Annotated in this window: 12 protein-coding genes and 1 riboswitch; of the genes, 5 read left to right on the top strand and 7 right to left on the bottom strand. The window is 43.3% G+C overall.

Annotation, left to right across the window (positions count from 1 at the left end):
* Window positions 1-43 precede the first annotated feature (43 nt).
* The 4 genes from IGJ74_RS07730 to recQ all read right to left on the bottom strand — a co-directional run bounded on the left by IGJ74_RS07730 (window position 44) and on the right by recQ (window position 3,995).
* Window positions 44-409 (bottom strand): hypothetical protein, encoded by a 366-nt coding sequence (locus tag IGJ74_RS07730; RefSeq protein WP_008381556.1) that lies wholly within the window; start codon window positions 407-409, stop codon window positions 44-46.
* Window positions 410-954: 545 nt separating this feature from the next.
* Window positions 955-1,695 carry a MurR/RpiR family transcriptional regulator gene (locus IGJ74_RS07725; RefSeq protein WP_005236546.1) on the bottom strand — a complete coding sequence of 247 codons (741 nt, stop codon included), beginning with the start codon at window positions 1,693-1,695 and terminating at the stop codon, window positions 955-957.
* A gap of 57 nt (window positions 1,696-1,752) precedes the next feature.
* Complete coding sequence (locus IGJ74_RS07720) at window positions 1,753-2,172, bottom strand: GNAT family N-acetyltransferase (protein ID WP_005236549.1); 420 nt, start codon at window positions 2,170-2,172, stop codon at window positions 1,753-1,755.
* Between the two features lie 56 nt (window positions 2,173-2,228).
* On the bottom strand, window positions 2,229-3,995 hold the full coding sequence (recQ, locus tag IGJ74_RS07715; protein ID WP_087664239.1) for a DNA helicase RecQ: 1,767 nt from the start codon (window positions 3,993-3,995) through the stop codon (window positions 2,229-2,231).
* Window positions 3,996-4,113: 118 nt separating this feature from the next.
* On the opposite strand from recQ, the gene IGJ74_RS07710 reads away from it, so the two are divergent.
* Window positions 4,114-5,229: an NAD(P)/FAD-dependent oxidoreductase gene (locus IGJ74_RS07710; RefSeq protein ID WP_087664240.1), complete on the top strand. Its 1,116-nt coding sequence runs from the start codon at window positions 4,114-4,116 to the stop codon at window positions 5,227-5,229.
* A 93-nt stretch (window positions 5,230-5,322) separates the two neighbouring features.
* On the opposite strand, the gene IGJ74_RS07705 is transcribed toward IGJ74_RS07710, so the two are convergent.
* Both IGJ74_RS07705 and IGJ74_RS07700 read right to left on the bottom strand, forming a co-directional pair.
* Window positions 5,323-6,333, bottom strand: a complete 1,011-nt coding sequence (locus IGJ74_RS07705; protein WP_008381564.1) for a plasmid pRiA4b ORF-3 family protein — start codon at window positions 6,331-6,333, stop codon at window positions 5,323-5,325.
* A 65-nt stretch (window positions 6,334-6,398) separates the two neighbouring features.
* Window positions 6,399-7,943, bottom strand: a complete 1,545-nt coding sequence (locus tag IGJ74_RS07700; protein WP_008381566.1) for a zinc ABC transporter substrate-binding protein AdcA — start codon at window positions 7,941-7,943, stop codon at window positions 6,399-6,401.
* A gap of 323 nt (window positions 7,944-8,266) precedes the next feature.
* Window positions 8,267-8,366: riboswitch (TPP riboswitch) on the top strand.
* Window positions 8,367-8,460: 94 nt separating this feature from the next.
* On the opposite strand from IGJ74_RS07700, the gene IGJ74_RS07695 reads away from it, so the two are divergent.
* Genes IGJ74_RS07695 through IGJ74_RS07680 form a run of 4 tightly spaced genes read left to right on the top strand, consistent with a single transcriptional unit; the run spans window position 8,461 to window position 11,695 of the window.
* Window positions 8,461-9,084, top strand: coding sequence for a YkoF family thiamine/hydroxymethylpyrimidine-binding protein (locus IGJ74_RS07695; RefSeq protein ID WP_005236559.1), 624 nt, complete (start codon window positions 8,461-8,463; stop codon window positions 9,082-9,084).
* Complete coding sequence (locus IGJ74_RS07690) at window positions 9,077-9,679, top strand: ECF transporter S component (protein WP_005236560.1); 603 nt, start codon at window positions 9,077-9,079, stop codon at window positions 9,677-9,679. Before IGJ74_RS07695 ends, IGJ74_RS07690 begins: the two co-directional genes overlap by 8 nt.
* Window positions 9,676-11,088 (top strand): ABC transporter ATP-binding protein, encoded by a 1,413-nt coding sequence (locus IGJ74_RS07685; protein WP_008381568.1) that lies wholly within the window; start codon window positions 9,676-9,678, stop codon window positions 11,086-11,088. Before IGJ74_RS07690 ends, IGJ74_RS07685 begins: the two co-directional genes overlap by 4 nt.
* Entirely contained in the window at window positions 11,015-11,695 is a 681-nt protein-coding gene (locus IGJ74_RS07680; RefSeq protein ID WP_005236565.1) for an energy-coupling factor transporter transmembrane component T, read from the top strand. The genes IGJ74_RS07685 and IGJ74_RS07680 overlap by 74 nt, the downstream gene beginning before the upstream one ends.
* Before the next feature lie 62 nt (window positions 11,696-11,757).
* Here the strand turns inward: IGJ74_RS07680 and IGJ74_RS07675 are convergent, their stop codons facing one another.
* Window positions 11,758-12,276 (bottom strand): signal peptidase I, encoded by a 519-nt coding sequence (locus IGJ74_RS07675; protein WP_016613282.1) that lies wholly within the window; start codon window positions 12,274-12,276, stop codon window positions 11,758-11,760.
* Window positions 12,277-12,310: the final 34 nt, after the last annotated feature.

Raw genomic sequence — 12,310 nt, 5'->3', positions numbered from 1 at the left:
CATTCACTCCTAAATGTCATTTCTCTTATTTTCCCCATGGGATCTAGCCCCACTTAGGGAATGTTGATTTCCCTTTTTTGATAAGTTGTTTTACTACGTATATGTTAAGTGCGGTGATCAGCAAGAGACTTCCAAGAATCACCCAATCCAACCGTTGAATGAAGTTTGTCTGGGGCAGCTGCCCGCCGGGTTTACCCGTGTCTTGCGGTGGACGCGGAACAGGACCGGTTGGTGGAGATGGTTCTGGTTGATCCAAAGGCTCATAAATCCCGGTAAACCCCACTGTCCCCTCCGTTTCCGTTGAACGTCTCTCCTCGCCAAAACTCGTTCTTGTAAACCCGAAAGCGAACAATAAGACCAAACATACTTTCAAAGCCCTTCCTCTAATAGATGCACCGTTGATATCCATTCTCCCTCCTCCTTGTGAGTTGTTCATTTCGAAAACGATGGTTTTTGAGATATCAAGTACGACTACGATCAAGATAGAATGAATTCCATATAAACAGTACTATTTAGGCTTTTGTAAAGAGATTGGCTTTAATAAAATAACACGTCTCAAAAACGATGGTTTTCAAACATGTCATACTAATTATATCGATGTTCTACTTAGAATAAAATTCACGATATTCCTCGATCGATGAATATCCTGCATGAAGTTAAAAAAAACATACGTTTCATTCATATGTTATTGTTGCAACTATTTTAGAAACTTGCCATCTCCCTTTTATACAACAAAAAGCTCAATGATCTTAGATTACGTTATTCCTTTAATCCTCGACACCTTGAATCGACGCTTCATGTCAGGCGTCCCTCTCATTTTCTATCAACAAGACTGAACCGTAATTAGCTTGCTAAAATGCAAAAAAACAAACAGGTCCAAAAGTCATCAAAAGAAAAGTCTCTTGATCCATTAAACCTGTTTGTTTTTTTCATTTATTAAAGGAAAAATGTAGCTTATTCCCCTGCGGATAAAGAAAACTGACGAACCGTCTCCGACAACGCTTCGACTAAGAAAAGGCAAGGAATTTGCGTCGTCAAATCTTCATACTTGTTGATGCGTTTCACATCAACTGAATAGTCTAAGACATAATCGGACATTCGCCCCAGTGTGCTGTTGGCGTCACTGGTGATTGCTACAGTGGTGAAGTCAGGATTATTACGAAAGCCATTGACCACTTCAATGATCTCGGTGGTCGTTCCGGTGATTGAAAGGACCACGATCATATTGTCTGACGTATGTTTCAGCTTCGCAAAGATTGGATAGGTATTATCCACCAAAGCATAACTGTTAAATCCGATTGTGGCAAAACGGCGGGCAGCATATTCACACATTGAACCTGACGCACCGATGCCATAAAAAATAATATTCTCACATTCCAGCATTCGTTCAGCGATTCGCCGGATTTTTCCTTCGATGTCTCGCGGGAAGCGTTCCGGATCCAAAACGGTCATACTGCTAAAAAAACTGACAGCATCTAACTCAGGTGCTTTGAACTGGGTACGAAATTCTGTAAAGCTCTCATACCCTAATTTACGGATAAAGCGCATAACAGAAGAAGCTGAGGTGTGGGATTCAAGCGCGATCTCACGAACCCGCATATAGGGAATCTTATCACTTTGGCTCGACATATAATGATAAATCGCACGATCGGTCTCTGATAACTCATTGAAATCGATTTTTCCAAAAAAAGACATAGTAAACGCTCCTATTTTCTCATTCTCCTATCAATGTACCACAAGCTAGCAAAAACATCACAACTGTTTGATAAGAAATAATTCCATCGGCTGTTCAAATCCAGGACTTGTCAAAAGTAACCCACCGGCATCTTGGTAACCAAGGTTGCGATAGAAATGCTGTGCTTGCTCGTCGACTTGCGTGGAAGTCAAACAAAGAGCATGGCCGGCTGCTTTTTGCTGTTGTTCCCAATAAGTAACCAACCGTTTCCCAAGTCCCTTGCCTTGATGCGCTTCTGCGATCACTAACATGGTACAAAAAGGAATCGTGTCCCAGAAAAAATTGTAGCGCAGTAACCCTACTGGCTGTTCGTCTGCAACTATTACATAAGCAGTTTTTTCCATTATCTTTTTGGCGAAGACTTCCTTTGGTAAGTGAGTATCCAAAGAAAACCAAAACGCTTGATCTGCAGCTATTGCCGGTCGAATCGTAATCACTGATTTTTCGTCCCTTCCTGCTGTTTTTTGTCTTATCGTAGAGAAAATGGTCTATTTTAATCACTTTCCATCTTTTCGTATTCAGAAAGCAATGCTAAAAAGGCATCGCCATACTTATCCAATTTGTTTTGGCCAACCCCTTTGATCTGTAAAAAATCGATCGGCGTTTTTGGCTGAACTTCCGCCAATTCTCGCAGTGTTTTATCAGAAAAAACGACATACGGCGGCAAATTTTGTTCTTGTGCGAGATTCAATCGTAAGGTGCGCAGTTGATCGAACAGTTCATCATCAACCACTAACTGTTTGACTTTGGTTTGTTTTCTATAAACTTTTGCTTTTCCAAGCAACACATCAATCCCCGCATTGGTCACACTTAACAAAGGGTATTGCCCTTCTGACGGCAAAAGATACCCTGATGCTGTTAAATAATCGATCAGCTGATTGACTTCCTTTTGAGACCAATCTTTCATTAATCCATAAGTTGGTAACTTTTCAAAGCCCCACTGTTTGACTTTTTGGTCGCCAGAGCCCGTTAGCACTTTCCCCACCAAGGCTTTCCCGAAGCGTTCGCCCATTCGTTTCACACATGACAACACTTTTTGTGTATCCACTGTGATATCCACTTGTTCTCTTTCATCAAGGCAATTGCTGCAACGACCGCAATCGGGTCCATCTTCTCCAAAATAACGCAAAATATAGCGCTGTAAGCACAGTTGGGTATGTCCGTATTGGCTCATCTCCCGCAATTTCAAGTATTCGTTTTGGCGATAAAGAATATCTGATTCGGATTGATCGATAAAGAATTGCTGAATCTGCATGTCTTGTGGAGCATAAAGTAAGATCGCATCACTGGGTTCGCCGTCTCGTCCGGCACGCCCGGCTTCCTGATAATAAGACTCCAAATTTCCAGGTATCTGGGCATGGATCACGAAACGGACATTGCTTTTGTTGATTCCCATCCCGAATGCATTGGTCGCTACCATCACTTGCAGGCGGTCATAAAGAAATTCTTCTTGGAAAAATGAGCGCTCTTCTTCTGAAAGTCCGCCATGGTAATACCCGACGGACACGCGTTCATGTTTCAACAGGTGATAGATCCGTTCCACTTCCTTGCGGGTACTGGCGTAAATGATACCTGATTGTCCTTGGTTCATTTTCAAATACGTTGTGATGTAGGTATCTTTTTGATCCTTGACGACTTGAAAAGCCAAATTTTCCCGAGCAAACCCGGTTTTGACTTGATTTTCTGCCGGAATTGAAAGTAAGTTTTCGATGTCTTCAGCAACTTTGGGTGTAGCTGTCGCGGTAAGGGCAACGATCGTTGGCTTCTGCTCCCAGTTTTCGATCGTTTCGGCGAGTCGCAGATAGCTCGGGCGAAAATCATGTCCCCATTGGGAAATACAGTGGGCTTCATCAACGGCCAATAAAGCGATCGGCATCTGCCGCAATGAGTAGCGGAAAGATTCTGAGTCTAAGCGTTCTGGCGAAACATACAGCAGTTTGATTCGCCCTTGGCGTGCTTCTTGCAAGCGTTGATTGATCTGTGCTCCTGTCAAGGAAGAATTGATATACGCTGCTGGGATCCCCATATCAACGAGGCTATCTACTTGGTCTTTCATTAATGAAATCAAAGGGGAGATGACCAAGGTCACTCCATCCAGCAAGAGCGCTGGCAATTGATAACAAATGGATTTCCCTCCACCTGTGGGCATGATTCCCAAAACATTTTGTTGTGTTAAAATAGATTGAATAATCGTCTCTTGACCTTCACGAAACTGTGAATAGCCAAAATGTTCTTTTAAGACTGTTTGAATAGTTTGCATAATACCCTCTTTTCCATTTCCTTATTATACGCAATTAAGTACGCAAAGAAAACGGCATTAAGAGAACTTTCGCTTTTTATTCGCTTTTCAATGAAATCAACCAAAGGAGTCTTCTACTATGAAAAAAGTTATGATTATCGGCGGTGGGATCATCGGTTTGACCCTCGCCAATTATCTTGATAAAACCAAATTTGACGTGACTGTCATTGATTCCCTCATCGGTCAAGCAACATCTGCCAGCGCTGGCATCATTTCCCCTTGGTTATCCAAACGCCGCAATAAAAAATGGTACCAGTTAGCACAAGACGGAGCCGCTTTCTTCCCGAAATTGGTACGGGATTTTGCTTTAGATGAATCCATCTATGCCCCATGTGGCACTTTAGTAGTGCGACCAGAAAAGGCGCTTCAAGAACTGACAGAATTAGCTGAAAATCGACGTAAGGCGGCACCAGGAATCGGCGAAATCGACTTACTGACGGGCTCACAAACCAAAGAGGTATTGCCATTACTAAAAGAAATGCCCTCTTTACGAATCACAGGCGGTGGCCGCTTAGATGGTCAGGCTTATCTTGCCCACTTAAAAGCAAACGCTCAGCAGCAGCAAGTGACTTTTATTGAAGAAAAAGCTGAGATCGTCAGAACCGACAACCATTGGCAAATCAAAACCAAGGATCACTTTCTTGAAACCGAGATTCTTTGCCTGACAGCTGGACCGGGATTACTAGACTTGTTATCACCTTTAGGGTATCAGGTTGATATCCGTCCGCAAAAAGGCCAGTTGCTCTCTTTTGCCACCAACCTGCCGACAAACAGTTGGCCGGTCGCCATGCTAGAAGGCGAAGGCGACTTGATTCCCTTCTCTAATGGTCAAATTTTATTAGGCGCTACTCATGAAAATGATGCTGGTTGGGATTTGACACCTACTGAAGCAGCCCAACAGCAATTGATGACAGGAATCGGTGCTTTTCTTGAAGACCCCGAAGCACTCTTTGCTGCCCCAATGACTATGCGAGTCGGCACACGCGCTTACACCTCTGATTTTGCGCCTTTCTTTGGGGAAGTGCCTGATGAAACGAATTTGTTCGCCGCCAGCGGGCTAGGTTCTTCCGGTTTAACGACGGGACCTTACATCGGTTATCTTCTAGCAAATCGGATCAATGAGGTACATGCGCAACCAACAGACTTCTCGTGCTACACCAAACCGATGACAGAGTATATCAAGAAGCGCCTTTGATAGGAAACCACTAAAAAACCACCAGAACCGTTACGGTCTGGTGGTTGTGCTGTTTGATTCTTGTAAAATTACGGACAATTTCCTAACTACTAGTTAAACATATTCTCCTGTTTCCCAATAATCGAGTAAAACTTCATTGATGATCTCACGATCCAGTGGTTCACGGATATCATCATCAAAGGCATCTTCGATCGGGACATCGCCCACAGCTTTGATACAAACCGGGACGACCGGATTCGGATGATCCTCTGCTGTCAACACTTTTTCAATCTTGATCTTATGTGTCCAATCTGCCCCCATATCATAAATATAGGTCATGGACTTACAATACTGAAAATCTTGGTCAATAGCGGACGCATCCGTTGGAACGGAATTGCCTAAGCCGATCGATTTCGAGCCGGCAATAAACAAATACAAATGTTGATTCATCCACTCAAAGGCAATCTGGATCAAAATATGTAGCTGTTCATAGGTCAGCCCTGCAGGAATAATCAAACGACGCCAAATTGGCGGACGGTATCCTTCTAAATCAATACGGACCTGATAGGCGACCGGCGTATCTGCTGCGTCATCAAAGGCCGTATGTTTTGTTGGAAATGGGACGATTTTTGGCGAGATTGCAGCAATCCGTGGGTCATCAACGGGCAATAGATCATGTTCTTCGGGATCGGTGTCTTTAATCATTGCTAACATCGCTTCTTTCTTTTCAGCTGACCAAAACTGTGGTTTGGACATCCGAGCGAAAAAGATAGGTTGTTTTTCAGCCAATACAAAGGCAATTTCTAGGTATTGCGATTTGGTAATATGCTTTTCTTTATACATGCAGTAATAAAAGTCTTCAATGGCTGTTTTGGCAAACGGAAGAAAATTTAGACTGTACGGTACTTCTTGAGGCAGCATTTCAGTATATACCCATTCAACAAAGACTTTGTCTTTTAGTTTGGTCATGCCGCCATCTGTTTCCGCGCAAAAGATCAAGTAAAAAACAGGATCTAAGTAATGCTCAAGATCGTCGTCACTAACCACACTGGGTCCGCCATACAAATCAACGTGATCCATCATCCGGTCAATCACTTTCGCTAATTTCTTCAATGTTTTTTCCAAAAAAATCTCGCTCCTTCCTATCAAGTTTACTTTGACGAAAAGAGCGAGGATTGTCAATCTTTTTTTTAATGGGAGAGCATTTCCTGTGCAATTTCTAATCCGCTCATCCCCGTTGGGTAATAGGTCGGCCAATGCTCCATTTCCTCTAGTAACGCTTCATGACTCTCGTTGCCAAAGTAGATATGGAAATGATGTGAAGCACCTGGTGCGATCATATGGTCGCTAAATTGGATATATTTGAACGCCGCATCTTCATCGGTGCTTTCAAATAAGAAGCGTACGCCACGATTACCAGCTGAGTAGTTCAAAACCTCTTTGCCAGTATACACATACTTAGCTTCTTTCTCAGTACCATCATCAAAAATAAATGTCATTGTATTGTCTGTGATCTTGATCTGAGCAACATCCGTTTGATACCCTGTCGTATAATACTCTTTGTATTCGTCAGCTGTCATTTTCTTGTCCATTTTTGCTTTATAATCAAACACTTGATCCAATGTTCCGTCTTGTAAAAATGGGTAAACGGATTGCCAGTCTCCTGCCCAGTCAGATAAAGGACGGTCTTGTACATCGGCATCCTCAAAGTAGCCGTTATAAACTGTTTTTTCTTTTTCGGCTTCAGCCATTTCTTTGTCATTTGCTACATCGGTGGTTTTTCTCAAGGCATCGCGGTTTTGCTCCATAATTGAAATGTAGTCTTCCCCGTTATCCATCTGCTCTTGGGTCAAGCCTTCTAATGGGTTCAAAACAGCTAATTCGACTCCTGCTTCTGACGCTAACGTCCGGGCAATGCTGTCTTTGGCATTTTCTTCAAAATAGATCGTCTGAATGCCTGTTTCTTGAACGAACTCTTTTAGTTCTGCGATCCGTGAAGCGGAAGGCTCTTCACTTGGTGAAAGACCGGAGATCGGAACTTGGGTCAATCCGTATTCTAAAGCTAAATAACCAAAAGCGGCGTGCTGCGTTACAAAATGATTTTGCGCCGGATTGCTAAATGCTTCTTCATACGATTCATGAAGATCTTGTAATTGTGCTAAATAATTTGCCGCATTTTCAGCAAAGGCTGTCGCTTTCGCTGGATAAGCCTCACTCAGCTGGTCACGGATCGCCTCTACTTGTTTCATGGCTAAGCTTGGGGCTAACCAGACATGGGGATCTAATTCATGAGAATGACCATCATCGCCGTGGTCATGATCGTGATCGTGGTCGTGGTCATCGTCACCGGGTAACAGGACCATTCCTTCTGTGGCTTTAACCACTGTCACATCCCCGTCATTTAACGTGGCTTCAATCGAAGGAACCCACATTTCCATGTTCTCGTTGTTGTAAACAAAAACATCCGCATCTTGGATCTTTGCCATATCCTTTGCAGAAGGTTCATAATCGTGGGAATCAGTGCCTGCGGGCATCAATAATTCAACCTCCCCTTCATCCCCTACAACTTGACGAGCAAAATCATACATCGGATAAAACGTAGCCATGACCTGGATTTGTTCATTATCAGAAGCAGCGTTGCCTGATTGTTCAGTTGCATCAGAGCCTCCTTGTCCACAGGCCGCCAAAGCTAGGGCTACTGTTGATAACATCGTTATTTTAAAAAACTTCTTCATTTTCAAAATACACTCCTTTTTATTTTTCCATATTTCCTTTTCCTCGGCAAAACACTGATAAATCAATTACGATTTACAAAAACAAAACGTAACGTTTACGTTTTACCATCGGTTTTCTACTTTACACAACTATTTACTCCTTGTCAACAGCTTTTCAAGATGTTTTTTTATATGTAAAAACTTTCATATGTACCACTGCTGATATCATTATTAACTTACTGAATGGATCGGTTGATTCGGCAACAATCGGCAAATGACGAAAATCGCTATCTATTGTCCTTTGTCGCCTCCTGTGCTACACTCGAGGGGTAATTGAATACAAGATTATCCACTAGGGGCGCTTTATGCTGAGATAGACGTATGTCTGGTCCCTTAGAACCTGATTTGGTTAGTACCAACGTAGGGAAGTGGCAGCGCATGATTTTTCGCGTTCCCATTTTTTCTGTCTACGTGTGGATAGAAAAAGGAGGAACGCTTTTTTTGTAGACAGAAAAACCATCGAGAGGAGAAGAGAAAAATGACAAATGAACCAATCGCCTGTGCGGCAGATGGGATCGATATCACTGGGTGCCGAGTTAGCTTGTACCCAATGAAAGACCATTTCGCGCAACAAATTTTAACAAGTATCGAAAAAACGAATACGAGCGCTGTTTGGCAGCAGACCGATCTGTTCAGTACCCTTTTTCGAGGGGAAGCGCCTAGTGTCATAGACGCAGCAGAGGCGCTATTTATCAACGCCTACGAATCAAAGACACACCTCGTGGGTGAGTTTACTTTTTCCAAAGGCTGTCCCGGAGACACTGCGGGTGACACATTCTTGAATGGCGAACAGGCGCAACCCAATAAAGGAAAGAACCTTGCGAATGGTGACTTTTTGGTTGATTGCAAATATTCGTTTTACGTATTTGGCGAAAATCATTATATGGAAGAAATCGCCACGATCGTCCAACTGGCAGAGACTCATGGCTTGAGCCCTCGTTCCGCTCACTATGTGACGATGCTGACCGGATCAGCAAGCCAACTCTTTGCTTATTTTGAAGCCGCATTAGCTTATGCCCATGACCATCTCCCCCACTATGTTCTGGAAGCGACTGTTTCGGTCAATAGCCCTTCAAAAAAGGAGGCGATGCCACATGACTAAGTGGGCTTTGAAAGATGTCATCATGGTAGGAATTGCTTCGTTGATTTTTGGCGTGATCTATCTTGGGGCTGTCCATTTCGGATTGTTGTTAGGTACGCTTCTAACGCCCTTTGGATTATCTGTCTTAGCCAATGAGTTTATCTTTGGTGTTTGGTTCATGGCGGCAGCTTTTGCCGGATATGTGCTACGTAAGCCGGGAGCAGCTACGATCACTGAAATGATTGCGGCTCTTTTAGAAGTGTTTATGGGAAATTTTTATGGACCTATCATTTTTATTAGCGGTTTTGTACAGGGGATCGGAACAGAAGCCGGCTTTGCATTAGGCCGCTACCGACGCTACGGGTGGTTCCCTTTAGTTACTGGAGCCGTGGGCGCCACGATCACGAGTTTTCTTTGGGGAATCATTCGGTCAAATTTCATTAACCTACAATGGCAGTTGCTGTTGGCGATCTTTCTTATTCGCTTGCTTTCTTCGTTATTCTTTTCAGCCTTTTTAGTGAAGATCGTCTGTGACCACTTGACACGGATGGGGGTCCTCAACAGTTACCCCATTGCTGAAGATCAAACGGTCATCGTCAAACGGAAAACCGCATGAGCCTGTCGGTAAAAAACGGCAGTTTTTTGGTGGATCAAAAGCGACTTGAATTGACTCTGTCTTTGGCCCCTGGTGAAACAAAAGGGATTTATGGTGCTTCAGGAACAGGAAAAAGCACCCTTTTCCATCTCTTAGCGGGACTAAATGAGAAGGGGTTTGATGGAGGGACGTATACGATTGACGGCCAAACGATGAACCAGCTTTCCATCCGGGAAAGAAGCACGTCCGTCAGCTTATTGTTTCAAAATCCTGATATGCAATTTTGCATGGCAACACCTCGAGAAGAGTTGCTTTTCTGTTTAGAGAATCAATGTATTCCCCAAAAAGACATGCCAAACAAAGTGGCTGAAGCTTTGGCATTTTGCGAGATTACCCACCTTGCTGATCAACCTTTCACGACCTTGTCTGGTGGTGAAAAACAGCTAGCCGCATTGGCTTGTTGTCTGATATTAAAAAGTCGTTACTTGCTTTTGGACGAACCCTTTGCCAATTTGGATTCGGACACAAGTCAAAAAGTCATACGAAAACTGCAGCAAATCCAACACAAAAATGCTCTTGGTATTTTATTGATCGATCATCAAATCAAAGAGACCGCTAACTGGGTCGATGAGTGGCTGCTGATTGAAGAGGAATTCAGAACGATCAATCAAGCAGCGCTCCGCCAACTTGATCAGCACCTACGCAAGTCGCTGCCGCTTGTGAACATTAAATCGACTTCTAACGAAAAACGGCTTTCATTTCAAAATTTCCGATTACCCATCCGAAACCATGAAATTGTTTTCCCAGATCTTGCCTTTGATAAGGGCTCACTGATTGGAATCACTGGACGTAGCGGCAGCGGCAAGTCTTCGTTTTTAAAAGCTATTTTACAGCAGCAGGCCTATAAAGGGGATATTCTTTTGGCAGGTAAACCAATCAAGAAGTATCCGTCACCTTTTCGCTCCATCAGTTGGATCATGCAAAATCCGCAAGACCAATTTTTGGCAGCTACCGTTGCGCAAGAGCTTAGCCAAGGAAGCGCCCCGACCGAGAGCGACAAACTACTCGAAAAATTGCGTCTGCAAAACAAGAGTGCCCAGTCGCCTTTTCTACTGAGTCAAGGACAGCAACGGCGCTTGGCTGTTGCCTCCTTACTGCAGCGCCCGGTCGACCTACTGCTAGTAGACGAGCCGACATATGGTCAAGATGTCACACAAGCTTGGCAGATCATGGAGCTATTAGCTGCTAAAGCAACCACTGGCACGTTAGTTTTGATCGTTAGTCACGATGTCTTATTGTTGCAACAGTTTTGCTCGCAAATCATTGATTTCAATTGCTATCAAAAGGAGGTCGCAGATGCGTACACTCAATCCCACAGTCAAGTTATTCGCCATTTTAGGACTCGCCTTAGTGGTTTCTTTTCAAAATAATTTCAGATTGAATTTATTGCTCTCTGTCCTATTCTTCGTTATTACTGTAAAAGAGCGCTCCTTGAAAAAAAGTCTTTTGCTCTTTTCTGCATTAACACTGGCAGCTGTAGGGGTCTTTTTCACTGGTCTCCTTTACTATCAAGACCATCAAGGCGCTCCCTCCTCAACGGCAGCTATTCACTATGGGCTTGACATGGCGAGCCGAATCTACTGCTTCGGTATTCTGGGCAGTTCTTTCAGTGTGACGACCACGATCAATGAATTGATTTATTCGCTGCAGCAACAGCTGCACCTGCCTGCCGTTTTTGCGTACGGTCTGCTCGCTGCGTTTCAAATTGCTCCGATCATTCCAGCAGAGTATCAAAACATCCGCAATAGCATGCGTTCCAGAGGAATCTCAGTCAATTCGTTTTCTTTCAAAATGTTGATTCCTTTACTCGTCAAATCCATTCGCTGGTCCGAACTTTTGGCGACGGCAATGCTTTCAAGAGGTTTCGACGGTGAAGGAACGCGAACTTATGCCAAGACATTTCGAATCACTTTTATGGATACGCTGTTTTTATCCTTATGTTTGATGGTGGGACTTGGCGGAACACTCATCCTATAAAGGGGAAAGAGACAAAAAGACAAAGAAACGTAAGGGTTTCTTTGTCTTTTTTCATTGATTTATTAAGAAGTGATCGTCTTTTTTACTGAGCCAGATTTGATTTGGTAAAACGTAACAAACATCGTTGTTGCTAATATATACAAGGCGAAAAGAAGATACATGTTTTTAAACAGCTGGATCGTCGTTTGGTTCAACCAGGCCCCTACTTTGGGAATATAAAATATCGGCTGGCCAATCAATTGACTTTTTTGAATTTCGTTTGGTTCCATCTGATTTTGATTGTCGCCAATGGTGTAGAGCACCGATTGATTTTCCCCAACCGCAACGATTCGCCGCGTCCGCATCTGTCTACCTTGATCAACATAATACGTTACTTCGTTGCCAACCACTAAATTATCTTCAGAAGCTTTTTTTACAAAAAGGAGTGTCCCTTCAGAATATGTCGGTTCCATTGCATCACTAGCAACAATAGCCATTGTGAAACCAAACGCATGTGGGATCACCACAATTAGTACAGACAGCAGCATGAACATCAGTACAAAAAGTGAGAGCATGATACTTTGTTTTGGAAAAAGCTTCATTTTCTATTCTCCTTCTAAACCTCAGTTTCTTTTA

The organism is Enterococcus sp. AZ009, assembly GCF_050548785.1.
GTDB lineage: Bacteria > Bacillota > Bacilli > Lactobacillales > Enterococcaceae > Enterococcus_D > Enterococcus_D entomosocium.
The sequence above is the reverse complement of the archived record's forward strand: the minus strand, read 5'-3'. Positions and strand labels throughout refer to the sequence as shown.

Bases quoted from the DNA above. Each gene is read 5' to 3' on its own strand.
- IGJ74_RS07680 (WP_005236565.1), top strand. From the start codon at position 11,015: ATGCGTACACTCAATCCCACAGTCAAGTTATTCGCCATTTTAGGACTC.
- IGJ74_RS07685 (WP_008381568.1), top strand. From the start codon at position 9,676: ATGAGCCTGTCGGTAAAAAACGGCAGTTTTTTGGTGGATCAAAAGCGA.
- IGJ74_RS07725 (WP_005236546.1), bottom strand. From the start codon at position 1,695: ATGTCTTTTTTTGGAAAAATCGATTTCAATGAGTTATCAGAGACCGAT.
- IGJ74_RS07700 (WP_008381566.1), bottom strand. From the start codon at position 7,943: ATGAAGAAGTTTTTTAAAATAACGATGTTATCAACAGTAGCCCTAGCT.
- recQ (WP_087664239.1), bottom strand. From the start codon at position 3,995: ATGCAAACTATTCAAACAGTCTTAAAAGAACATTTTGGCTATTCACAG.
- IGJ74_RS07690 (WP_005236560.1), top strand. From the start codon at position 9,077: ATGACTAAGTGGGCTTTGAAAGATGTCATCATGGTAGGAATTGCTTCG.
- IGJ74_RS07675 (WP_016613282.1), bottom strand. From the start codon at position 12,276: ATGAAGCTTTTTCCAAAACAAAGTATCATGCTCTCACTTTTTGTACTG.
- IGJ74_RS07710 (WP_087664240.1), top strand. From the start codon at position 4,114: ATGAAAAAAGTTATGATTATCGGCGGTGGGATCATCGGTTTGACCCTC.
- IGJ74_RS07695 (WP_005236559.1), top strand. From the start codon at position 8,461: ATGACAAATGAACCAATCGCCTGTGCGGCAGATGGGATCGATATCACT.
- IGJ74_RS07730 (WP_008381556.1), bottom strand. From the start codon at position 409: ATGGATATCAACGGTGCATCTATTAGAGGAAGGGCTTTGAAAGTATGT.